The organism is Streptomyces sp. NPDC006259 (assembly GCF_042870975.1).
Lineage (GTDB): Bacteria > Actinomycetota > Actinomycetes > Streptomycetales > Streptomycetaceae > Streptomyces.
Window position 1 is genome coordinate 14,824 of the sequence record NZ_JBIAHY010000014.1, and the last position, 21,027, is coordinate 35,850.

21 protein-coding genes and 7 pseudogenes are annotated in these 21,027 nt (G+C 68.2%); 10 read left to right on the plus strand and 18 right to left on the minus strand.

Annotation, left to right across the window (positions count from 1 at the left end; all coding sequences use genetic code 11):
* On the minus strand, positions 1-186 hold the full coding sequence (locus tag ACFYO5_RS37475) for a hypothetical protein (RefSeq protein WP_388718133.1): 186 nt from the start codon (positions 184-186) through the stop codon (positions 1-3).
* Positions 187-291: 105 nt separating this feature from the next.
* Here ACFYO5_RS37475 and ACFYO5_RS37480 point away from each other — a divergent pair, with 105 nt between their 5' ends.
* Positions 292-609: an Imm51 family immunity protein gene (locus ACFYO5_RS37480; protein ID WP_388718136.1), complete on the plus strand. Its 318-nt coding sequence runs from the start codon at positions 292-294 to the stop codon at positions 607-609.
* A 28-nt stretch (positions 610-637) separates the two neighbouring features.
* Here the strand turns inward: ACFYO5_RS37480 and ACFYO5_RS37485 are convergent.
* The 3 genes and pseudogenes from ACFYO5_RS37485 to ACFYO5_RS37495 all read right to left on the minus strand — a co-directional run.
* Positions 638-1,305: pseudogene (locus ACFYO5_RS37485) on the minus strand (transposase); the annotation flags it as partial.
* A gap of 161 nt (positions 1,306-1,466) precedes the next feature.
* Positions 1,467-1,760, minus strand: coding sequence for a hypothetical protein (locus ACFYO5_RS37490; RefSeq protein ID WP_388718139.1), 294 nt, complete (start codon positions 1,758-1,760; stop codon positions 1,467-1,469).
* Between the two features lie 75 nt (positions 1,761-1,835).
* Positions 1,836-2,258, minus strand: coding sequence for a hypothetical protein (locus ACFYO5_RS37495; protein WP_388718142.1), 423 nt, complete (start codon positions 2,256-2,258; stop codon positions 1,836-1,838).
* Positions 2,259-2,748: 490 nt separating this feature from the next.
* On the opposite strand from ACFYO5_RS37495, the gene ACFYO5_RS37500 reads away from it, so the two are divergent.
* Complete coding sequence (locus tag ACFYO5_RS37500; protein WP_388718145.1) at positions 2,749-2,922, plus strand: DUF4265 domain-containing protein; 174 nt, start codon at positions 2,749-2,751, stop codon at positions 2,920-2,922.
* A gap of 698 nt (positions 2,923-3,620) precedes the next feature.
* Here ACFYO5_RS37500 and ACFYO5_RS37505 read toward each other — a convergent pair.
* The 4 genes and pseudogenes from ACFYO5_RS37505 to ACFYO5_RS37520 form a co-directional block, all read right to left on the minus strand.
* On the minus strand, positions 3,621-4,082 hold the full coding sequence (locus ACFYO5_RS37505; protein WP_388718148.1) for a hypothetical protein: 462 nt from the start codon (positions 4,080-4,082) through the stop codon (positions 3,621-3,623).
* A gap of 269 nt (positions 4,083-4,351) precedes the next feature.
* Positions 4,352-4,836 (minus strand): annotated as a pseudogene (locus tag ACFYO5_RS37510) (transposase); the annotation flags it as partial.
* A 196-nt stretch (positions 4,837-5,032) separates the two neighbouring features.
* Positions 5,033-5,644, minus strand: a complete 612-nt coding sequence (locus ACFYO5_RS37515; RefSeq protein ID WP_388718151.1) for a class F sortase — start codon at positions 5,642-5,644, stop codon at positions 5,033-5,035.
* Positions 5,645-5,760: 116 nt separating this feature from the next.
* On the minus strand, positions 5,761-7,035 hold the full coding sequence (locus ACFYO5_RS37520; RefSeq protein WP_388718154.1) for a hypothetical protein: 1,275 nt from the start codon (positions 7,033-7,035) through the stop codon (positions 5,761-5,763).
* Positions 7,036-7,387: 352 nt separating this feature from the next.
* On the opposite strand from ACFYO5_RS37520, the pseudogene ACFYO5_RS37525 reads away from it, so the two are divergent.
* From ACFYO5_RS37525 to ACFYO5_RS37540, 4 genes and pseudogenes are all read left to right on the plus strand, one after another.
* A pseudogene (locus ACFYO5_RS37525) lies at positions 7,388-7,510 on the plus strand (IS5/IS1182 family transposase); the annotation flags it as partial.
* Between the two features lie 200 nt (positions 7,511-7,710).
* On the plus strand, positions 7,711-8,565 hold the full coding sequence (locus ACFYO5_RS37530; protein WP_388718157.1) for a transposase family protein: 855 nt from the start codon (positions 7,711-7,713) through the stop codon (positions 8,563-8,565).
* Positions 8,566-8,741: 176 nt separating this feature from the next.
* Positions 8,742-9,158: a hypothetical protein gene (locus ACFYO5_RS37535; RefSeq protein WP_388718159.1), complete on the plus strand. Its 417-nt coding sequence runs from the start codon at positions 8,742-8,744 to the stop codon at positions 9,156-9,158.
* Positions 9,159-9,245: 87 nt separating this feature from the next.
* Positions 9,246-9,539 (plus strand): annotated as a pseudogene (locus ACFYO5_RS37540) (transposase family protein); the annotation flags it as partial.
* Positions 9,540-9,640: 101 nt separating this feature from the next.
* Here the strand turns inward: ACFYO5_RS37540 and ACFYO5_RS37545 are convergent.
* Positions 9,641-10,204, minus strand: a pseudogene (locus ACFYO5_RS37545) (transposase family protein); the annotation flags it as partial.
* A gap of 167 nt (positions 10,205-10,371) precedes the next feature.
* Positions 10,372-10,764 (minus strand): hypothetical protein, encoded by a 393-nt coding sequence (locus tag ACFYO5_RS37550; protein ID WP_388718162.1) that lies wholly within the window; start codon positions 10,762-10,764, stop codon positions 10,372-10,374.
* Between the two features lie 135 nt (positions 10,765-10,899).
* Between ACFYO5_RS37550 and ACFYO5_RS37555 the strand changes: the two genes are divergently transcribed.
* Entirely contained in the window at positions 10,900-12,012 is a 1,113-nt protein-coding gene (locus ACFYO5_RS37555; RefSeq protein ID WP_388718165.1) for a tetratricopeptide repeat protein, read from the plus strand.
* 107 nt (positions 12,013-12,119) lie between these two features.
* A pseudogene (locus ACFYO5_RS37560) lies at positions 12,120-12,668 on the plus strand (transposase family protein); the annotation flags it as partial.
* An 84-nt stretch (positions 12,669-12,752) separates the two neighbouring features.
* Here the strand turns inward: ACFYO5_RS37560 and ACFYO5_RS37565 are convergent.
* On the minus strand, positions 12,753-13,553 hold the full coding sequence (locus tag ACFYO5_RS37565; RefSeq protein WP_388718168.1) for an SUKH-3 domain-containing protein: 801 nt from the start codon (positions 13,551-13,553) through the stop codon (positions 12,753-12,755).
* Between the two features lie 261 nt (positions 13,554-13,814).
* On the opposite strand from ACFYO5_RS37565, the gene ACFYO5_RS37570 reads away from it, so the two are divergent.
* Positions 13,815-13,967, plus strand: coding sequence for a hypothetical protein (locus ACFYO5_RS37570; protein ID WP_388718201.1), 153 nt, complete (start codon positions 13,815-13,817; stop codon positions 13,965-13,967).
* Between the two features lie 45 nt (positions 13,968-14,012).
* Positions 14,013-14,423: a DUF6924 domain-containing protein gene (locus ACFYO5_RS37575; RefSeq protein WP_388718171.1), complete on the plus strand. Its 411-nt coding sequence runs from the start codon at positions 14,013-14,015 to the stop codon at positions 14,421-14,423.
* A gap of 21 nt (positions 14,424-14,444) precedes the next feature.
* Here the strand turns inward: ACFYO5_RS37575 and ACFYO5_RS37580 are convergent, their stop codons facing one another.
* The 7 genes and pseudogenes from ACFYO5_RS37580 to ACFYO5_RS37610 all read right to left on the minus strand — a co-directional run bounded on the left by ACFYO5_RS37580 (position 14,445) and on the right by ACFYO5_RS37610 (position 20,601).
* Positions 14,445-15,545: an IS630 family transposase gene (locus ACFYO5_RS37580; RefSeq protein WP_388718174.1), complete on the minus strand. Its 1,101-nt coding sequence runs from the start codon at positions 15,543-15,545 to the stop codon at positions 14,445-14,447.
* Between the two features lie 51 nt (positions 15,546-15,596).
* Positions 15,597-17,618 carry a tetratricopeptide repeat protein gene (locus ACFYO5_RS37585; RefSeq protein WP_388718177.1) on the minus strand — a complete coding sequence of 674 codons (2,022 nt, stop codon included), beginning with the start codon at positions 17,616-17,618 and terminating at the stop codon, positions 15,597-15,599.
* A 200-nt stretch (positions 17,619-17,818) separates the two neighbouring features.
* Entirely contained in the window at positions 17,819-18,274 is a 456-nt protein-coding gene (locus tag ACFYO5_RS37590; RefSeq protein ID WP_388718180.1) for a hypothetical protein, read from the minus strand.
* Positions 18,275-18,407: 133 nt separating this feature from the next.
* A pseudogene (locus ACFYO5_RS37595) lies at positions 18,408-18,642 on the minus strand (hypothetical protein); the annotation flags it as partial.
* A 189-nt stretch (positions 18,643-18,831) separates the two neighbouring features.
* Positions 18,832-19,044 (minus strand): hypothetical protein, encoded by a 213-nt coding sequence (locus ACFYO5_RS37600; protein ID WP_388718183.1) that lies wholly within the window; start codon positions 19,042-19,044, stop codon positions 18,832-18,834.
* 185 nt (positions 19,045-19,229) lie between these two features.
* Positions 19,230-20,276, minus strand: coding sequence for a helix-turn-helix domain-containing protein (locus ACFYO5_RS37605; protein ID WP_388718186.1), 1,047 nt, complete (start codon positions 20,274-20,276; stop codon positions 19,230-19,232).
* 10 nt (positions 20,277-20,286) lie between these two features.
* Complete coding sequence (locus tag ACFYO5_RS37610; protein ID WP_388718189.1) at positions 20,287-20,601, minus strand: hypothetical protein; 315 nt, start codon at positions 20,599-20,601, stop codon at positions 20,287-20,289.
* Positions 20,602-21,027: the final 426 nt, after the last annotated feature.

The following is a 21,027-nucleotide window of genomic DNA, read 5'->3' on the forward strand; positions in this document are numbered from 1 at the left end:
CTATGGTGCACCGTGCTCGCGCAGTGCGGTGGCCAGCGCCGTGTCGAGGCCGTCGAAGGCCAGGAGTTTGTGCAGGGTGGCCGGGCCGCTGCCGCCGGGAGCGCCGCGCTTGCCCTTGCCCCACACATACGTCGCGACCAGTGCCTCCTGGAACGCCTCCCGCCGTAGCGCGTCGGCGACGGCCAAGGCCACCTCCGCCCAGTGCTGTGACCGAGAAGGTTCACTGGCTCGGTTCGAGGGTTGTGAGGGACCGGACGAACGGTTCGTGTGCTGGGGTGAGACGATCGCGCCGTGACCATCCACCTCCATGACTTCGATGGCGAGCACTCGCTGACGTTGGATGCCGGCGGCCTGGCTGCCGATGCCGCAATAGTTGCCGCCGGGCACGAGCCGAACGGGTACTTCTGGGAGAGTTTCGTGCGGTTTGCCTGGCCGGATATTGCCGCGCACGTCGATTTCGACAGCGAGGCTGGCATGTTCTGCGCGGTCGGCAGTTCGGGCGACCTCGCACGACTCAAGACGGCCGTCGAATCCGTCATCACGAGCCCCGAGGCAGTCCGCGACATCATTGCCCGTGCGGAGGCTTCGGGCTTCGAGTTCGACGACTAATGCTGTGACTTCGCCGGGTTGAGGGGGGTCAGGCTGCGGCCGGCAGTGGCCTGCCGCCCCAGCGAGGACCTCGTTCGCTGCGGACGCGTGCGCGTTCGCGGCGTTGGGTGGCCAGGACGTCGGAGTGCGGGCGTTCTGGTTGCGCCAGCGCAGGTAGGCGTGCATGGTCCAGGTCTGGACGGTGTGGTTCGGATGGTGGGAGTTGGCGAGCGTGATCTGCCGCAGCGGCCCCAAGTGAGCCTCGATGGGGTTGGCCCAGGACGCGTAGGTGGGCGTGAAACACAGCTCGACCTTGTTCCTGGCCGCCCACCTGCGGATCTTCCAGTTCAGGTGGGCGGAGAGATTGTCCAGGATCACGTAGATCGGGTCGCCGTCCGGGCCGGCTGCTCGGATAGACCGCAGGGCGGCCCAGGTGTGGTCGATGCCCTTGCGGCGCCGGTTGACACCCCACAGCTTGTTATCGCCGACACAGCAGCGACCGTGGAAGTAGGTGATGCCGTGTGTGCGCCGGTAGGTGGCAGGCAGCCGGTCGGGGCGGCTCTGTTCGGCCCAGCAGGAGCCGGCGGTGGTGCGGATGCCCAGCGGCCCGAACTCGTCGAAGGCGAACGTGCGGTCAGGACGCTCGTTGACCGCGTACTCGATTCGCTCCAGCTTGGCATCAAAGGCCGGGTCCGGGGACTCCTTCCAGGTCTTCGTGGCGTTCTTGGGCGGGGGGCTGGCGAGGCCCTGCGTGGTGCTTTCCATGAGGGCGATGAATTCCTCGCCGACCGGCTCGCCGTCGCGGGTTCGTGTGAGGGCGGCGGTGGGGGCTGTGGCCCAGGTCGCGGCCAGCGCGGTTAGGGATGCGCCGGAGATCGTCATGAAGGTGCGGCGTTCCACCGCTGTTCGCAGGGGTCTCTCAGGGCGGACACGGAGCTGTGGGGGCCGAGGGGGAGGATGCCGTCGGTGGTGAGTGGCAGCCAGTTCGGCCAGTCATCGGCGCAAACGATGTCCGCAGGCCAGCCGAGAGCTTCGGCGATGTAGGTCTGGGATTCCTCGTTGGGTCTGACGCCGCGCTGCCATTTACGAATCCGCGCCACGTCGACGCCTGTGCGCAGCCCCCGCCGGGCGGCTGGCGTACAGATGCCCGTACCGAGTTCTTCCATCGTCATGCCGGGTGTGAGGCGCGCCACTATCAGTGGGTGACGACGGGAGAGACCGCCCGTTACCAATCCGCGAAGCCATACTCAGTTGTAGTCCACGTAGCCGTTCATTATCAGCTTCGACGTCATACTTCCTGAGGAAGACACGGGTTTGGTCGGCCCCAGACACACCGTGCGAAGACCAGAGTTGAAGTCCGACAGACCGCAGTGGACGTCTCCGCCGAAGTTCGTGGTGACAAGTCCCTCGATCTTCACCTTGTTACCTGACGTGTTGTCGACAACAAGCATGGACTGCACATACGTCCGGCTGTCATTGAAGATGAAGCAGCTCTTGAAACTGATGTAGTCAGATGCCGCATGGGTCTTTGCGGCACTGCAAGCCCAAGTGCCGCCAGGAGCTCCACGCCAGTTGGACTCCGCCGCTGCCGCAGACGCCGGGCCCGCTGCGAGCAAACCCATGCTGATGGCTGCAGCAGCTACCGCAACTCCCTTAGAGACAAACTTCATACTTGATCTCCCCAATCACCGACTCGAGCACCGCAAACGATCTCTCGAGACCTTATGTGAACGAATCTTCAGGAGTAAGGGGTTCTCATGAGTGGCTTGGAAGTTGACTAAAAACCACGCTTGGACGGACACGAACAGCTCCCAGCTCCTCGCGATGAGACTAGTGATGTCACTGCTGCACTTCGACTCCTCTTCAGTCGCCAACCCGTCGCCGAAGCTCAAACAACTCCCCAGGACTGAGACCTGGACGAGGCAACACCGGGTTCTCCGTACGCCCCGGCGCCGGTGCGGCTTGCCCTTCTCGACGACACCCGTAGCGTGGTTGAGACCGGTGGGAGCGCAGCGATACACGCGCGCGCCTGATCGGTCGGCGCGCCCGCCGTCCTGGCCAGATCTCGTCGGCTGACGCACTGACAAACCTGTATCGAAAGCGACCCTCATCGGTCACCCACCTGCGGCCGATGTGGCAGGCCTGTGCATCCTGTGCACCATGACGAACTGCACGATCCGCCTCATCATGTTCCGTAACAGCGGCTCGGGAGCTGCCGCACGGCAGAGCGTGATCAGCGCGTTCCGTGAACTCGGTGTCGATGGCGAGGGCATCGAACGGTTCGGCATGGTCGCCCTGGACGTTCCGTCCACCGGCGATCTCGACAAGGTGTAAAGGCTGCCCAAGCATGGGGTTGCCAAGGGTGGTGGGGTATGGAGGAGGGGTGCGTCACCGCGCAGTGGCGGGCCACATCCGTCAGTTGACGCTGTTCATGTGATCATGCCGGAGGCCGTCCGAGGCCGCCCGGCAGTGGCCAATCACGAGCAACGACGAACCACCGTACGAGCCCACCGGTCGTGATGACCAGCAAGAACGCAACTCAGCGAGATCCCTCTCCGGGCTTCGGTCGGTTCGGGATACGCCACTCACGTGTCATATTTGTGGAGTTGAATAGCCGAAAGATGTGCGCCGGAAAGGCGTGCCCTTCCGGTTGGCTGCAGCTGAAGTTGTCCGATCATGCTCAGCCATGCCTGATCAAACGGGAACCGCAGGGAACGGCGGGTAGCAATCGAGCCCCGAGCAAGCGAATGAACCCTGACCATATACACGGACCAGGAGGCATTTACAGTGTTCACCGAGCAGGCGCGGTGTGATTCAACTTCGCGGTGACAGCACTGCCACGACCGTTCTCAAGTGCGTCACGCTCTCACATCCATACAGCACTTACCTACGTAAGCGCTATGCCACCAGTGTCGGTGGATCCGTCAGGTCAGCTCACAGAGGCTGATACGCGCCGCCACCTGACGCCGGACCAGTCGCGCAATGCTCTCCATACGTTACAGATCATTTGAATCATGCGTATTGCCGATCACTCATTGAAGGTAGTAGGTGACGGTGTTGCTCTGAGTGGCATCATCGCTCGTCTGGCCGTTCATGTAGAGGTAACTGTAGGCGGTATTCGCCCCAAGATTTCCGGTCGAGGTGGCTCCGAAGCATGAGGTTCTGGCCCCCGGGGAGAGGTCGGAAAGCCTGCAGTAGCTATAATCTCCGCTGGAGTCCCAGCCAGCGAATACTTGGCCATAGATCGTAATTTTTTTATCCGAGGTATTCGAAACTATTAGCACGGCCTGCAGGTTTCTGCCTGCCCCGTGGACAATGCAGGTCTGAAATGCGACGTAGTCAGACTTGTCATGCGTCTTGGATTTGAAACATACATAGTCACTCGGAGCAACCCAGGGCTGCCAGATCACGTCGGCGGAAGCCGGCCCGGATGCGAAGATCATTGCACCTGCGGCCGCGGCAGTGACGCCGATCCCTTTAACCAGTCCACGCATTTGTCGCACCTCTTCCAGAGTTTAACCTACTGGCCAATCGGAACAACTGACGCGCATTGCTCAGTCGAACGGGCTCAATATTAAAGGCGTGGAAGACCGTTCGCAATGACGCATGGTCAAATCGCGGCCGCATGCATCCCGAGCAGGACTGATGAAGCCCATCCAGGTCCCACTACACAGGTGCTGGACTTTTCATGCCAGAAGCCTCTACCTGTTATATATGGGCGCGCTGCGGGGGCCCCTATGGGTTTCCTCAAGCTGGTGGGGGGCTGTGGGTCGTGGAAGGTGCCGTCGCGGAGCATCGCGAAGAGCACGTCGGCTCGTCGTCTCGCGCGGCAGGGGAGGGCGTGGGTGTGGTGCTTCCCCTGGCTGATCTTCCTGTCGTAGTAGGTGCGCGATGTCGGGTCGCCCAGGGCGGCGACCGCGGAGAGGAAGAAGGCCCGTTGGAGCTGTTTGTTTCCGCGGCGGGATGGTTGTTCGCCGCGGATCGAGGAGCCGGAACCGCAGGTTGCGGGGCGAGGCCGGCGTAGGCGGCGACGTGGGCGGCGGTCGGGTACGAACCGCCGTTGCCGACGTCGATGAGGATGCGGGCTCCGGTCCTGACTCCGATCCCCGGCATGGACGTTAGGACCTTCGAAAGAGGTGCTTCTCCAGCAGTTCTTCGATCCGAAGGGGACAGGAGTTTCCGCTGGTCAAGCACTGCTGGAAGCGAGTTGGCGAGGCTGGGGACGATCAGAGTGGCTGCGTCGGTGCCCCGGGACGACGACTGGGCGGCTCCCCAGCAGTGCCGAGCAGCGATCAAACTCCTTAATGCGGTGGTCAGAATGCCACTGCAACTCGATGGCGAGGGACAGATCGCTCTCGCTACGCTTCAGGGATGTGTCGGTATGCGGCTACCTACAAGCGCCACTTCGCGTGCTTGGCCTGCCGGTTCTCCTATTAACGCCCTCTTACGCGAGCAGGTCGGCGTACAGGATGATGTTGTCGGGCCGGTGGCCTTCCGTGAGGTCGCCGCCGCAGGTGATCAGGCGCAGCTCAGGACGCACGGTGTTCCCGTAGACCTTCTCGGTGGGGAAGGTCTTCTTGCTCACCTGCTCGATCTTGCGCACCCGGAAGTCCGCGGTGGTGCCGTCGGCCCGGGAGACGCTGATGGTGTCGCCGGCCTCGACCCGTGAGACGTTCTTCATGACGGCCGGCCCCTTGGCGGTGTCGAAGTGACCGACGAGGATGGCGGGGCCGGTCTCCCCGGGCGTTACGCTCTTGTCGTACCAGCCGATGCGGTCCGCCTGGGCGACCGAGGGCACCTCGATCGTGCCGTCGGCGGCCAGCCCCAGCGCCATCACGGGCTGGGCGTCGACGCCCGCGGAGGGGATCCGCACGCGCACGGGTCTGGACGCGGCCATGGGCCGCGGGTCGGCCGCCGACGACGCCGTCGCGGCGGTCGTGGGGCGGACGTCGGCCGGCGCACTGGACGGCCTTGGCTCGTTGCCGCTGCCGCAGCCGAGCGCCACGGCTCCGGTGAGGAGGGTGAACAGCACGGCGGCGGCACGGTGAGAGGACATGGCCTTCCAAGGAGTGCGAGGAGCGTGGGCGAACGGGCGGGCCCGCCCGGGGCAGGCGGTGCGCCTCGCCGGACGCCTGGCCGACGGCGCGTCGCCGGCCAGGCGTCCGGCGGGTGTCAGTGGGTGCGGCGGCGGGCGACGACGGTGAAGGCGATGCCGGCTGCCGCGATCGCCGCGGCGCCGGCCGCCGAGGCAACGAGCACCGTGTCTGCGCTGTCGGCCGACAACTCCGCGCCCGCAGCCACAGCGCCCTTAGGTACGACGGTGGTCTGGGCTGTCGTGGTCCGGGTGGTAGCCGCAGCGGTGGCGCCGGTCTGCGGCTCGGCGCCGTCCTCGTCGTCGACGAAGACCGCGGGGCCCTGCTTTGCGCCGCCCAGGAGGTGGTTGCTGAAGGAGCCGTCGGGGTTCAGGACGATGAGGGTGCCGTCGTCCTGACCGACCGCCGAGCGGTTGTTCTCGGCCCGGATGGTGCCGATCGACAGACCGCCCCGGTAGGCCTTCAGCCCGTAGACGCCATTCTCGCGCACCAGTTCCACCAGCTTGCCGTTCGGCAGTTCGTACCTGCCGAGCCTGGCGCCCCAAGTGCTGTTACCGGTCCAGTGGTAGGTCTGACCGTCAGGGGTGAGCACGAGGTAGAGGCCGCCGCGCCGGCAGGCGGCGGAGTGGTCCGAGGCGTCCAGGACGCAGACGGCACGCCCGTCGACGATGTTCTCGGCCCGGTGGTGCCCGGACTGGAGCCGGTACACCTTGAGGAGCGAGCCGTCGGGCAACGTCTCCGTGCGCAGGAGGGTGCCCTTGCTGCCGTCGGCCGACTCGCTCGTGACTTCGCCGTCGGAGTGCAAAGTGACGCGCACACCGCCGAAGACCTTGGTGTCCGACGCGTCGGCACCCGGGCTCGTGCCCGCCTTGAGTGTGCCGAGGACGGTGTTCCCGCCCTTGCCGTGGATGGTCGCGTTGAACAGTCCCGGGTTCATCTTGAAGACGCGGGCGGTGAGACCGCCGCGCAGCGGGTGCGTCCCCACCAGTTCACCCATCGGATCGCCGGGCTCACTGTAGTGCGAGGTCAGAGTGGCGTCGGAGGCCAGGACGACCTGGACGTTTCCGAAGGTTCGGTAGTCGCGCACCACGGTGTCGGATGCGCTGGTCACGTGCAGCACACCCAGCAACGAGCCGTTCTTGTGGATCTCTGCGGTGTAGGTGTGCTCGGCAGTCTTGTAGATCTTGCCGGTCAGGCCGTCGAGCAGTGTCTCGGTGCCGACCGGTTCACCCACGCTGGCGGCGGGAGCGGCTGCGGGGACGTCGCCGGCGGCGAAGGCGGCAGCCGTGGGGGCGAGGACCGCAGCGCCGAGGGCGGCCGCGGTGATGGTGGCGCGAAGGAACGAACGACGCATGACGACTCCAGGTCAGGGTCAGGCAGGTGGGAGAGCCGCATGCCGCCTGCACTGAACTCCCTGAGAAACGGGGCGTGGGGACGGCTGCAATAAACAATCTAATGATCTTGCAAGGCGGACCCGTCCGCTCCATGTCACCGTTCTGTAACTGCGCGTGCCCGCGGCCGGCCCTGGCCCACTCCTCCCTGCAGGAGGCCGCACCTCGTCTCAGTCAGGACCCCAATCCATTCAGGATTCGCCGCACGGTCGGCCAGTCAACATCCCGCCACAATCGATCTAACTGATCGTTTCAATGGGTTGAGCTGTCGGGGGCCGTGCTCGACGATCTTGGTCGGCAGGATGTCCTGGATACTTGCCGAATCTTGTTCCTGATCCCCTGTGGGAAAGGGTGGCCCAGCTGCTGCCGCCTGCTCCCGAGCGGCGCCATCGCCACCCCGGGCGGTTGCGCGTTCCTGACCGAGTGGCACTCGCTGGGTGCTATGGCGAGTCTTTTCTGGATCACTCCGGAGACCGTCTACCTGGGCAGCCCCGCCTAACGAGCTCGTGCACGGTAAGCGGTGAGGCGTCGAGCTCCTGATCGTTGATCATGGTCGTGTGGTGGGGAACGCGTCTCGTGCAGCGATCATCAGCGACCGGAGGATCACGGGCCTGTCGGCCGACGTGATCGCTGAACTCGTGGCTGAGCTCGGCCCGTTGTGGCATGAACGGCACCAGGCCAGGCTTGCGTCCAGGCCGCGGAAGCGGGCGATCGGTGCCGGCGCGAAGCACCGGCTGGTCTTCGTCGACCGGCTCCTGGCCGCCCTCGTGCACCTCCGACACGGGGTCACCCACGACGTGCTGGCCTGCTGGTTCGGGGTGGACCGCTCCACCGTCACCCGCGCCGTCGGTGAGGTGCGGCCCCTGCTGGCCGAGCGCGGCTGCACCGTCAGTCCCGGAGTGCGGTTGCGGACCTTGGCCGAGGTCGTCGACCATCTCGGCGCCAGCGGGAAGACCGGGATCATCGACGGCACCGAGATCCGGATCCGTCGGCCGGCCGCCGGGCGCAAGGACCGGGAAAAGTTCATCTCCGGCAAGAGCAAGCAGAACGCCGTCAAAGCCATGGTGGTCACGGACGAGGACGGCCGCGTGCTGTTCTGCAGCCCGACCAGGCCCGGCAGCTGCGCGGACATCACCCAGGCCCGTCAGTTGGGGTTGGTCGGGCTCCTGGCCGACGGGCCCGCGGTGGAGATCCTCGCCGATGCCGGCTACCAGGGCCTGGGCGCGCAGACCGGCGGACGGGTGGTGACACCACCGCACCGCAAGTTCAAGAAGAACGTTCCGGACTGGTACGAGGAGATGTACGAGAGACAGCGCAAGGCGCACTCCTCGCGACGCATCCGAGTCGAGCACGGCATCGCCCACCTGAAGAACTGGCGGGCCCTGGCCCGCCACCTCGGCCGCCGCGAACACATCAGCGACACCGTCCAGGCCATCGCCAGCCTGCTCTCACACCAGCAGACCGCGGACCTGATGTCGGCACGGCAGACGTGAACACCGAGCCCTACCGCCATCCTCGACGCCTCACCGCTTACCGTGCACGAGCTCGTAAGGACTGTCCCGCTATTCGTTCATCCTCACCCCTCGTGCGCTACAGCGGCTGACGGGCCAGATCAGGCATCACGAATCCGCTTGGGCTCGGCCGTGGGCGACGCATAGCCTCTTGAGTCATGTGCTATCACGCGTTCAACGGCGCCTTCCGGCACTACGTGTGCGTCGCGTGCCGGCTCTCCTTCAAGGGCAGCACGTGGCCGATCCGGAAGCGCATCTGTCCTGGCTGTCGTGAGCAGCTGGTCTTCGCCGGCTACGACTTCGCCGCGCCCCGGCGACGCGACACGAAGGCATGGTCCGTCGTTGCCACCGTACTCACAGAGGGGTTGACCTACGATCACCGCCCGGGCTGTGGGTGCTCGCGGCTCCCCTCGTTCCGTCCCCGGACCCGAGCACAGGTGCGTGCCCGTCGAGATGCGGCCGAGCGGCTGGGCCTGCCCCTGTCGGTAACCCTCGCCCGCCGCGACGCCTTCATCCCGGAGGACCGCGACGAGCATTCCTCCTTGCAGTCGGACGCCACGCCCGACAAGACCTGAGCGTCGCGCCGGACGGCGGCTGACGGGGAAGCTCAGATTGTAGTGACCGGCTTGAAGTGCACCGGGGCCGCGATGTGATGATCTTGAGTGATCACGGCGTCCGAACCGTCCTGGATAACCCCCTTCACCCGGCTGAGCCCGCGGCTGTTCGGGAAGCTGGTGACGGTTCTGCGGCGTCAAGGTGCGGACGCGGTCCGCAGGGGCCGGCGGTGGAGCCTGCCGTTGGAGGACCGGGCCCTGCTGGTCGCGACCTACTGGCGGACGAACCTGACAATGCGGCAGCTCGCCCCGCTGTTCGGGATCTCGAAGTCGGCGGCGGACCGGATCATCGACCACCTCGCCCCGATGCTCCCCCTCCAGCCACGCAAGCGGTTCGCGAAGCGCGCCGCCTCCCACGCCACGATCTCCTCGGGCGACACGTCCTTGCCGGGCTTCTTCGGCGGGGCCTGGACCTGTTCGGGAAACCGCTTGGCCAGGCCCCGGTGTCCGGCATCAATCTTGGCCTTGACCTGCGGGTACTGCTCGAAGAGGTCTTCGATGCCCTCACTCTTGGCCGCCGTCTGATCGTGCATGCGACCGGGGCGGATGGCGCCGACGAACAGGGTGCGGCCCCGTTCGTCGGTGATGACCGTGGCCTTCTTGGTGTTCTGCGGCATCTTGCCGGAGATGAACGCGCGCCGTCCCGGCCTGCCCACTCGCGGACGCCGCACCCGCACCTCGGTGCCGTCCAGCCGCAATTCAACGCCCCGCGCGGCGGCGTAGGCAAAGACATCGGCCAGCGTGTGCAGGCGCACCCCGGCCTCGCCGGGCACCGCGAAACCACGCGCCGCCAGCAGCGGGCGGATCTCACGGACGGCCCGGGTGACGGTGGAGCGGTGGACCCCGTAGAAGAGGGACAGAACCCCGTGCGGGAGCTGGAACCGCAGGATCACCAGGGTCGCGATCACCCGATCGGTGAAGACCAGCTGATGGTCCGGCCCGCCACCTTCGGCCCGCAGACGCTCGTGACCTCGGCGTTCCCGCAGCCTCGAGTCCTCCCGCGCCATCCATGGCGACGCCAACTCCGCGACAAGCACACCGAGTCGACGCCGAGAGATGCCAGTGCAGATACGATGCGAGAGAGCCGTAAGAGCCAGGGCAGACGTCACAATCTCCCCAACTCATAGGCTCACTCTGTGTTCCGGCCCAGGTGTCGGCGTACAGGTGAACGTGCTCAGTCGTAGACGTGTTGAGGCAGCACGCGGCGTGGCAGTGGCTGACGCCATTCGCCCAGCCGGGCTACGAGGATCCGGCGAGCCAGAGTCCGCACCTCGCCCCAGGTGGCATTGGCAGCCAGAGTGTCGGCCCACCGGTCGACGTGACCACATCCGTCCGTCTCGCCAACGAGCCGACCGATGGCCTTGAGGTCCTGCAGAGCTTCCGGTTCGAAGGTTCCCCGGTCCGCCATTCCCCTGGCCAGATGGAGGCTGAACTCGAACTCCTCGGCAACGGCGGCGGTCTTCACCTGGTGCTCGCTGGCCCAGTCCAGCTGATCCGAAGCGTCAGCAGCAAGAAAAGTTAGCAACGGCGCTATCCAGCCCTGCCAGTAATCACTATCGCGGCTCACGCAAGCAGGGTCGCACTAAACCACTTCTGCGCCTACCGCAGCCCACCAGCCTGGGCACGTTCATCCGTATTTGTATGGGCACACCGACCAGTACGCCGACACCAGGCCACGAGCGCTGCGGAGCGCGCGAATCTGGTGTCCGCCGCCACTGCGCAAGTCGGACTCCGTCACGACATCGGAACCGCTCTGACATTCGCTGTCTGCGGACTTCTGCAAGAACGGCGGCACCTGGAGGACTGGAGCACGCTGAGCCGGAGTTCGGCGGCTATCAGCCGCGAGCGGGGCGATCTGCGCGCCGAGGGTGGCGCGTTGGGGAATCTGGGTGTCGTCCTGAGCGAGATGGGCCGGCTCGATGAGGCGATCGACGTCACCGAGCGGACGGTGGAGATCCACCATCAGCTCGGGGATCTGGCGAGCGAAGGAAAGGCACGGCTCAACCTCGCCGGTGCGTTGGGGGAAGTCGGCCGTTGCTCCGAGGCGGTTGAAGCGGGACAGGCGGCCCTTGAGATCCACCGCACCCTTAAGGACCGCCACGTGGAGGCCAGGGCGTTGAGCAATCTCGGGATCGCCCTGGCGGGGCTCGGCCGGTTCGATGAGGCGATCGACGCCGACAAGGAGGCGGCGGCAATCCACCGGAGGGACGGCCATCTGCGGGGCGAGGGGATGGCGCTCACGAACTTGGGATACGTCCTCGTACAGACCGGCCGTTTTGAAGAGGCGCTGGAAGCGCATGCGCAGGCAATCGCCATCCACCGCCGTACGGGCGACCGGCACATGCAGGGTAAGTCTCGCAATGGTCTTGGCTGCGCCCTGGTGGCCAGCGGGCGGCCCCAGGACGCGGTCGACGCGCATACGGAAGCGGAGACGATCTTCCTGGAGACCGGGGAGCCGTCCCTCCAGGCGATGGCCCTGCATGATCTCGGGGTCGCGCTCCAGGCGACGGGCCGGGCGCAGGAGGCCGTAGACGCGCACGCGCAGGCGGCGGCCCTGCACCGGAAGACCGGCGACCGGCATGGCGAGGCACGGACCTTGGGCAACCAAGGGTTCGTGCTGCAGGAGGCGGGCAGGCTGGCGGAGGCGGCCGATGCGTACGAGAGGGCCGCCGCTCTCTTTCAGGATGTTGGGGACCTCGAAGGACAAGTCCTCGCTCTGGAGGGCAAACGAAGCGCCGAGCAGTCGCGCCTGCTTCCGTTGCAGCGCCCTCAAGGCGGCTGGCTGAGGACCCTGTTCAACCGCAGGAACCAGTGAGCCCCTTCCAACTTTCAGCAGCAGCAAGCCATTTGGGCTGACGACGTGGTGAAGCCCCTGGTAGATGGGTTTTCGACCAAGAGAACCGTCTTCACCAGAGGCTTCGCATGCTTGTCTACCCGTCGGGCGTCGACGTGTCCAGCTCTGCCCTGCGCTTCCTGTCCGCCCGTCTGCGGCAGCACCGTCGCGCGATCGGCTCCCGCTGGAGGCGTTTGAACCCCGGCCGCCAGGCCCTGCTCGCTCTCGCCCAGCTGCGGATGGGACACACGTATGCCCAGCTCGCGGCCGGATTCGGTATCGGGACCACGACCGCCTACCGGTATGCCACGGAGGCTGTCGAACTCCTGGCAGCTCTCGCGCCCACCCTGGCCGAAGCGATCCGGGTCGCGTCGACGAAGGCGTTCGTGATCTTCGACGGCACACTCCTGCCGATCGACCGCATCGCCGCGGACCGGCCCTTCTGCTCCGGGAAACACAAGAAGCACGGGATGAACCTGCAGGTTCTCACGGATCCCTTCGGCCGGCTGCTGTGGGCCTCGCCGGCCCTGCCCGGCGCCGTCCACGATGTCCGCGCGGCCCGCGAGCACGGCATCGTCGACGCCCTTGCGGCGGCCGACATCACGTGCTGGGCGGACGAGGCATTTCGGGGTTCCGGCGCCGCGGCACATGCCCTGACAAGCAGCGGAAACCCCTGGTTCAGAGCAACACTGCTGTTGCGCGATATGCGACGGTGACTTACCTCAACCGATGCGCCGTGGGGATATGCCCAGGACGAGCTTCTCCAGCGCTTCCCGGACCGGGCCGAACGTCGCTACCCAGGTCCCGATCAGGTAGATCTCGCTGGTCTCGTCGATACCGAGGAAAAACCGGCCCTCGTCGAGCTCACCGATGGGGAAGATGTCCTGCCCAACCGTCGAGCTCCAGTCTGCGAATCGATCCTCCTCGCCCACCGTGAGTTCGGGATCGAAGGTGAAGGGCGTCCTGGCGCAGGTGATGCCTGGCCCGCTGATCTGTACGTCCAAGCCTCCGAACTCAGTCAAGAATCGTTCGGCGGCCTCATGCATCCGGACCAGCCCAGTTGCCTCCAGCATCTCGCGCCACTGCTGAATCGGGACGCGTCGCCCCGGCTTCCATCCGGCCGCACGCAGCGTTTCCTCGACCTCGCCGGCATCCCGCCGAGTCGCCACGTCCGCTTCAACCCACGCCTGGTCCACGGGTACGTTCTCAGGCCAGGCCGGCCGCCACTGGGCCAGCCACTCGTCGAAGTCCTCGCGCAAGAACTGGCGCTCTACGGGCTTGAGTCGCACCTGCGGCCGCGCGTCGGCCCACCAGACCTCGAACTCCGCCACGGTCCCTACCGTTGGCCAGCGCTCCGCGGCGGCCGGAAGCAGCAGCACGTCGACGAACCCTCCAACCGGAAGGCCGATGTCAATGAAGATCCCCGTCGCACCCGGATTCGGGACCGCGGTTACCGTCCCCCAAAGCCTCTGTCCCAATCGCAAGCCTCTCCGGGCCTGGATCCACTCTTCGACGCTGACCATGAAGCACATCCTCGCAGCGGAATCAGCGCAACGGGGTGATGCGCCTGCAACAGTGCTGTTGTCTCGATGCCAGACATGTCAGCAGGTCAGCCCCGCCCGACCAAGGGCAGTAGCAACTCTAACTGGCGGAAGAAACGCAGCTCTGTACGACGGCAAGCACTCCGGCCGTGCGCTCCTCGCGGCCGCGCAGCACGTCACGGTGCCGTCGATCAACGGCCGCCGCTCCGGGCGCCCGAGCACAGCGGTGTGGGGGCGAGCCGCATGAGCATCGCGCCCCTGCCCGAGGGCGACTGGATCTGCGGCATCAGCATCAAACAGCCGTGGACCACCGCGATCCTGACCAACGCGAAGACCATCGAGAACCGGCCCCGGTCATGGCGGACCATCGGGGTGTCTTCCATGACCGCACGCTAGTGCTGTGACCGGATTGGTCCACCGGGTTGGCAGTACTGTCCGCGCATGACTCAGCTCCCCTGCACTTTGGAAGCCCTCGTTGTGCGCACCGACTTCTCGGCAGACGGTGCGTGGGGCGCTCTGCGGGCGTTGCTGTTCTCGCCCAGCAAGGACGGTTTCCTGGCCAATGTCGCAGTCGTGGATGACCGGAGGTACGAGGGTTTGACATCTGACCAGGCCCTCGACCTGATCCCCGCGGAGTACCAGCATCCGCTTCTTGTCTTAGCGGACTCTGTAGCCCTCGCCTCGTCTGAGCGGCCGCTCCTCGTGCTTGACCTGCAGGGTGAGCGTGGGCGTGGGGTCCGCGTTGTGGCAGCCCAGCTGTGGAGCATTGAGAACAACCTCTCGGGCGCGAACATGGACTTCGAGGAGTTCGTCGGCGCCGTCGACGAGGACGGCTTCTTCCGAGGCTTCTGAGTCACTGGCCGTTGGGCGGTGTCAGGCTGCGGTGGCGAGGGGGCGTCCGCCCCAGCGGATGCCCTTCTCGCTGCGGATGCGGGCGCGTTCCTTGCGTTCGGCGGTCAGGACGTCACGGTGGCGGGCGTTGGCGTTTCGCCACCGGAGGTAGGCGCGCAATGCCCGTATCTGCACGGTGTGGTTGGGGTGGTGGGAGTTGGCGATGGTGAACTGCCGCAGTGGTCCGAAGTGGGCTTCGATCGGGTTGGCCCAGGAGGCGTAGGTCGGGGTGAAGCACAGTTCAACCTTGTGTTTCCTGGCCCAGCGGCGGATGTCGGAGCCCTTGTGGGCGGACAGGTTGTCCAGGATCACGTAGATCGGTGCGCCGTCGGGCCGGGCGGCGCGGATCGACTTCAGCGCGGCCAGCGAGTTCGCGGCACCCTTCTTGCGGTGGTTGACGCCCCACAGGGTGTCGTCGCCGACCGAGTAGCAGCCGTGGAAGTACCGCACTCCGTGGGTGCGGTGGTAGGTGGCCGGCACCCGGCCGGGCCTGGTCTGCGCGGCCCAGCAGTTGCCGCCGGTGGGTCGGATCCCGAGAGGGCCGAACTCGTCGAAGGCGAAGACCCGGTCCGGGAAGCGGTCCAGCTTCGCCTCGCGCTGGGGGTCCGGGGATTCCTTCCATGTCTTGGTGCGCTGAAAGGTGACACCGCGGCGGGCGAGCAGGCCGCCTAACGCCTCTCGGCCAATGCGGATCGCCCGGCCGTGGATTTTGCGCAGGTAGGCGACGAGTTTGCGCAGTGACCAGCGGGTGAAGGGCTGGCCGAGTTTGGTGGGGCGGGTGGTTGCCGTCTGGATGACGAAGTCCTCGTCGTCAAGGCTGCCGCTTGGCCAGCTGCCGGGCCGATTCCCCCGCAGCGACACCGCGGGAATCTCCTCGCGCTCGCTGCCGCTCAAATGCCGCTCTGACCGCATCTGCGGGGTGAGGCGGACGCCGCCGCTCTGGTACAGGAAGCGGCGGGCGCTCTGCATCGGCGCCCCGAGCGCCCGCCCGATCAAGCTGAACGACTGCCCCTCACGCCAGCGTCTCCATATCTCGTCCTGCTGAGCTGGCGAAAAGCCGTAGTCACGCACCTGTGCCTCCACGATCACATGATCATCCGTGGGTGGTGCGTTGATCACTTGAGGGTGCCATCGTTATCTGACACCACCGCTCGTACCATCAGCCTGCCCCTGCCAGTGGGCGAGGTAGTACCGGGTGGTCAGGGTGGCGGGGTGGTCGGGGCCCAGCACCCGCAGGGAGTCGGCCAGCAGTTCGGCGAACGCGGTGGCGGCCCCGGCCGCATCCCCCGCCTCCCCTCGCCAGTGGGCGAGGTTGTGCCGGGCGAGCAGGGTGTCGGGGTGGTCGGGGCCCAGCACCCGTAGGAAGTCGGCCAGCAGTTCGGCGAACGCGGTGGCGGCCCCGGCCGGATCCCCCGCCCCACCCCTCCAGTAGGCGAGGTTGTGCCGGGTGGTCAGGGTGTCGGGGTGGTCGGGGCCCAGCACCCGCAGGGAGTCGACCAACAGTTCGGCGGTGGCGGTGGCGGCCCCGGCCGGATCCCCCGCCCGCCCCCGCCAGAAGGTGAGGTCGGCCCGGGTGGTCAGGGTGTCGGGGTGGTCGGGGCCCAGCACCCGCAGCCGGTCGGCCAGCAGTTCGGCGAACGCAGCGGCGGACCCGGCCACATCCCCTGCCTCCCCCCCACCCCTCCAGTAGGCGAGGTTGTGCCGGGCGGTCAGGGTGTCGGGGTGGTCGGGGCCCAGCACCCGCAGGGAGTCCGCCAGCAGTTCGGCGGCGGCGGTGGCGGCCCCGGCCGGATCCCCCGCCTCCCCCCGCCAGTGGGCAAGGTTGTGCCGGGCGGTCAGGGTGTCGGGGTGGTCGAGGCCCATTTTCTGGCGGGCGATGGTGTGCAGGTCCTGGAAATGGGCGCGGGCGGCGGTGACGAGTCCGGTGTTGCCGAGGCTGTTTCCGGTGTGGAAGAGAACCGGGTGGCCGTCGGGCTGCCACAGGGCGTCTGCGGCGTGGGCAGTCAGGGCGGCGGTGTTGGCGCGCAGAACCTGGCCGAGGGCAGTGTCGCGTTCGACCTCGGGCCAGGCCTCATACAGGGCGTCGGCGCAGGTACGGGCTGCCATGTCGCGTGCGGCGGGGCTGAGGGCTTCGCGGGTGGCCCGTTGGACGAGGTTGTGGACGCGCACCTCCCGGTGAGGGGTGTTAAGGGTGTGGTCGACCAGGCTGAGCCGGTGGAGGCAGCGCAGCGCGTCGGCCGCATCGTCCACCCCGACCGTGCGCGGAGATACGTCGGGATCGGAGCCACCGTCGGGGGTGCGGTGTTCGGTGAGGTAGGCGAGGACTGGAGGAGAGGTGAGGACGGTGGCAGGGATGCCGTTGGGGTCGAGCAAGGCCGCTAGGTGGAGCATGGGGCGGGCCAGGCCCGTCGGGCGGAGCTTGTCGGCGTGTTCGATGGACAGGGACCAGGTGGCGGCCAGCGTGGCGCGGTGGGCGTCGGGCAGGCCGCTGTCCTCAGGGACCAGGTCGGGCAGCGTGCGGGCGCGGTCGGCCAGCCGTACGCGGTAGGTGGCGCAGTCCAGGTGGAGGTCGAGGAGATAGGTGACCGCCTGGGCCAGGGCCAGCGGCAGACGGCCCAGGTCGCGGGCGAGCTCCTCGACCTGGCCGGGGTCGTCGTGGCGGCCTTGGGCGGAGAGTTTGGCCCTCAGGTAGCCGACGGCCTCGCCCTGGGTGAACAGGCCGACGTCGATGAGGTGGCCGGGCAGGGCGGCGTCGCGGCGGCGGGTGGTGACCACCGTGCGGCCGTTCGGGCGCGCGGGCGGCCACAGGTCACCCGGTCCGTCCGTGCCGTTCAGGTGCGCGGGGTCACTCACGTCGTCGAGCACGATCAGCCATCGCCGGCCGGTGGCCTGGGCCCAGGCCAGGAAGCGGCCGGCGGCCCGCTCAGGGTCGTCAAGGCCGGCGTTTTGAGGGTCGTCGGGGTCGGTCACCGTGACAGCGGCCTCGGCGTAGGCGCTCAGGACCGCGTCTCTGCTGCTCGCGGTGACCCACACCAGCAGATCCACCGCCCTAGCCTGCCAGGTGGCGCGGGCGTGGTGGGCGGCGAGCTGAGTCTTGCCGACCCCCCCGGTCCCGGACAGCACCTGCGTCCCACCCCCGGCCACCGCTCGATCCAAGGCATCGACGGCATCGCGGTGCAGGAAACAGTCCGCCTGCCGCGGGAGCACGCCGACCGGCGGCCGCGGCCAGGAGAGCGGCGCCCGCGGCGCGGCATGGTGCGTCACCGAATCGGCGCGGCCGACCACCAGGGCTCCGGACTGCGCGTAGAGCGATGTCTGCGCCGTTATGTGCGGGGCCTGGCCGGCGCCGGGTGCGGTCAGCTCTGCTCCGGACCCGGCATCGGAGGGTTTCCGACGGTCACGTCCCCCATGCGCAGGGCGGCCGCCGACCCGCGGTCGGCCTTGATGTCGGCGTTGTGGCCGATGGCGATGCCGTCGCCCCCGGCCGTGACTGCGCCGGCGGCCTGCCGGGCCACCAGTTCGCGCAGTTGCCCGGTGGCTTCCTCGCGGTCCGCCTCACCCAGACTCTCCAGCAGGTCCTCGCACCGGGCCTGCCAGGATGCCTCCAGCCGGGTACGGACCTGGTCGGCGCCACCGGGGTCGGCGCGGTCCAGTTCGAGGGCCGCCCGGTCCAGCCGCTCCAGGACCACCTGCATTTCCCGCGCATCCCGGCGGCCGAAAATCCGGGCCGCCCGGCCCCGGAAACCCGACCACACCTCGGTGCCGGCCGCCGAAGCCACCGCCGCCCCGAACGCCGAAGCCAGAACAACCAACGCCTGATCCAACATGCCATCCCCCCGAAAAGTGGCCAGCCCCCATCCCCCTATGCCGGTAAAGCGTACCGAGCCAGGCAATTCACCGAAACGCCTCGACAGACCCAATCGAGGGCAGAACACGCAACGACCGTCAGGCGTCTGCCCGGTCGTCGTCCTCGTCGAGACCGCCGCCCCCCCGGGTCGCGCAGCGGGCGCAGGCCGCCGTCGACCGGGGCGTAGGCGCGGAAGCTGTAGCGGCCGAGCACGTTGAGGTTGGCGTGCTTGAGCGGGGAGACTCGGGCGACGTCTTCGTCCAAAACATCGTGCTCGCGCTCCTCGGCGGGCAGGATCCGCAACTCCTCGACCCCGGCGTCGAGATAGCGGGTACCCGGTGCGGGTCTTGTCCGGCCGGTCGTTGTGCAGGTCCTCGGCGGCCTTCGTGTCCAGTGCGGCGAGCACGGCGGCCACCGGGTCGTGCACGGCGACCTCGCCGGCGCCGGGGACGTCGTCGTCCACCAGCTCGGCGTCGACCACCTCCACCGGCTCCAGCGCGGTCCCGTACTCCTCGGCGGTCGTCACTCGGCGACCTCCTCCACCGTGTCGGCGAGCTTGCCGATCCGCTCGGCGGCATGGGTGATCCGCTTCGCCTCGACCCGGAGAGCGGAGCCGTCCTCATCGTGCTCCGTGCAGTCCACCGCGATCTGCTCGGCGACCCCGGCCGCGTGCCGCGAGTTGACCGCCAGCCCAGGCGGCGCCGAGGCGCTCTCCCGCCTGTTCCTGACGCTCACCTTCCTCAGGCCAGAGCGTTCTCACACACCTGGCGGCGCCGCTCCGGCTTTGGCTGACCGCGCTGCCGTGGACACCGCGCACGTGTGGTGGACGGGGGCGCTCGAGGCGGGCCTGCCGCCCGGCGCGCCCGCCGGCTCTGGTGGTGGCGGCGCGGGCAAACAGGGTGCGTGCCCTGTGTGCGGCGTCAGGAGGCGCGGGCGGTTGGGGCAGGTCGCGGCGGTGGCGTGGGGACTCGGGCACCCGGCAGCGCCGGGGGCGGCCCGGGCCGCCCCCGAAAGCTCTTGAACTGGTAGGCGGCCGTGCCGTGGTCGGTGCGCACGATGAGGTCGACGCCCTGGTCGTTGGCGTCGGCGATGAAGACGCCACCGTCCGGGGCGAAGTCGACCTCGTGGTCCATGAGGCTGGTGACGGTGATCCAGTCGGGTACGGCGGTCCCGTTGCGGTGCGCCTCCCGGCCGGCTGACTGGAACAGGTCGGTGGTGACGGCTTCCTCGAATGTGCGAGGGGGTACCCGCTGGGCGAGGACGGCGGCTTGCCCGGTGAGTTCGTAGCGGGCGCCGGTGTCTGCTCCCCCCTGCGCCAGAGGCGCCGGGTGGATGCGGCGGATCAGCTGCGTGCGCTGTGTGCGCTGTGTGCGCTGTGCGTGCGGGGGGACGGGGCGTGTGCCGCGCTGGGCGATGACGTGGCGGTAGGCGTCGAGGTACGGGCGCTGTGCGGCCGGACGGCTGATGCCGCAGGCGGTCAGGAACGTGATCAGCTGCTCGACGCTGGCCGGCAGCCCCTTGCGGTTGACGATCCGCCACGCGGTGGTGCGCGGAAGCGGTGTGCGTTCCGGGGTGAGGCGGGCGTCGCTGAGAGAGGGAGCGCCGGCCCGCTCGTAGACCTCGGCCAGGACGAGGCCGAGTTCGCGCTCCGTGTGGGCGAAGGCGGGGGCCGCTGCCTTGAGCGCGCGGAGCCTGTCGCGCTGGACGGTGCGGCCGCGGGTACGCAGGAGGCGGGCCCGGGCCCGGTCGGCCTCGCCGGCCCTGCAGGCGCGCAGGTAGGCGTCGAGGACGGCCGGGGTGGGTGCGGCGGTGCCGGACTCGGCGCGCTGGACGGCGCCGCGGGAGACGCTGGCGGCTTCGGCCAGGGCGCGCTGGGGAAGCCGGGCGGCCCGGCGCAGCGCGGTCAGGTGCTGGGCGAGGTCGGCGAAGGGGCGCTGCGGGGTGCCGTCGGCAGGGATACGGGTCATGGCCGGCCCCCTACTTGTCCGCGCCGGAGCGTACGGCGGTCTCGACGAGGACCGTCATCAGGCGGCCGCCGCCGGCCGCGGTGAGCGTGGCCGCGCCGATCCCCCCGCAGCCGCCCAACAGCGCAAAGACGGTCTGGAGCTCGGTGCCGGCGAGGAACAGGGCGCAGCCCAGTCCCAGGAAAGCGATCAGCAGGATCAGCGCGTGGGTGGGCCCGAAGCGGGCGCCGGCGCCGTCCGGTTCGTCGGCGCGGGCCGACGGCGGGGCGGCGCCGCAGGCGCACGCTGCAGCGGGGCCGGCGGTGCGGGGGAGGGGGACATGGCTCATGGTGCGCAGGACTCCGTCCTGACGGGGGCCGCCGGCGGTGTGCCGGGACCCGGGCTCTGGTCGCAAAGTGACGTGGCCCGCAAGGCAGTTGGCCCTGCCGTGCTGCAGGCTGCGTGGCACACAGCCTTCCACGCTCCCGGCTCCCGCCGCCCAGCCCCGGCGCACTATTTTTCCGTTATGCGGCTTCCTGGCCCCGCAGATGTTCCCCGTCCCGCCACGAAATTCGGCGCCCCGCCGGCCCGCGCCCACCACGCTCGTGACGGCGCCGTCCGCGCGTTCCGTGCCCTGGGCGGCTCACCATTTGTTCCAGCCGACTTGCGGGCCAGGCCCTATCAGAAAGACGGTGGTCCCAGCACAACACCGACGGCAAGCCGCCGGTGTTCTCCTGACGGCCCTGGTCGCAAGCCCGAACCCGTTTCAGGACTC

Excerpts from the sequence above, each read along its gene's own strand:
- ACFYO5_RS37490 (WP_388718139.1), bottom strand. The coding sequence starts at position 1,760 with ATGACGATGGAAGAACTCGGTACGGGCATCTGTACGCCAGCCGCCCGG.
- ACFYO5_RS37505 (WP_388718148.1), bottom strand. The coding sequence starts at position 4,082 with ATGCGTGGACTGGTTAAAGGGATCGGCGTCACTGCCGCGGCCGCAGGT.
- ACFYO5_RS37570 (WP_388718201.1), top strand. The coding sequence starts at position 13,815 with ATGAGCATCGCGCCCCTGCCCGAGGGCGACTGGATCTGCGGCATCAGC.
- ACFYO5_RS37495 (WP_388718142.1), bottom strand. The coding sequence starts at position 2,258 with ATGAAGTTTGTCTCTAAGGGAGTTGCGGTAGCTGCTGCAGCCATCAGC.
- ACFYO5_RS37520 (WP_388718154.1), bottom strand. The coding sequence starts at position 7,035 with ATGCGTCGTTCGTTCCTTCGCGCCACCATCACCGCGGCCGCCCTCGGC.
- ACFYO5_RS37605 (WP_388718186.1), bottom strand. The coding sequence starts at position 20,276 with ATGACCCGTATCCCTGCCGACGGCACCCCGCAGCGCCCCTTCGCCGAC.
- ACFYO5_RS37515 (WP_388718151.1), bottom strand. The coding sequence starts at position 5,644 with ATGTCCTCTCACCGTGCCGCCGCCGTGCTGTTCACCCTCCTCACCGGA.
- ACFYO5_RS37535 (WP_388718159.1), top strand. The coding sequence starts at position 8,742 with ATGTGCTATCACGCGTTCAACGGCGCCTTCCGGCACTACGTGTGCGTC.
- ACFYO5_RS37565 (WP_388718168.1), bottom strand. The coding sequence starts at position 13,553 with ATGGTCAGCGTCGAAGAGTGGATCCAGGCCCGGAGAGGCTTGCGATTG.
- ACFYO5_RS37500 (WP_388718145.1), top strand. The coding sequence starts at position 2,749 with ATGACGAACTGCACGATCCGCCTCATCATGTTCCGTAACAGCGGCTCG.
- ACFYO5_RS37610 (WP_388718189.1), bottom strand. The coding sequence starts at position 20,601 with ATGAGCCATGTCCCCCTCCCCCGCACCGCCGGCCCCGCTGCAGCGTGC.
- ACFYO5_RS37575 (WP_388718171.1), top strand. The coding sequence starts at position 14,013 with ATGACTCAGCTCCCCTGCACTTTGGAAGCCCTCGTTGTGCGCACCGAC.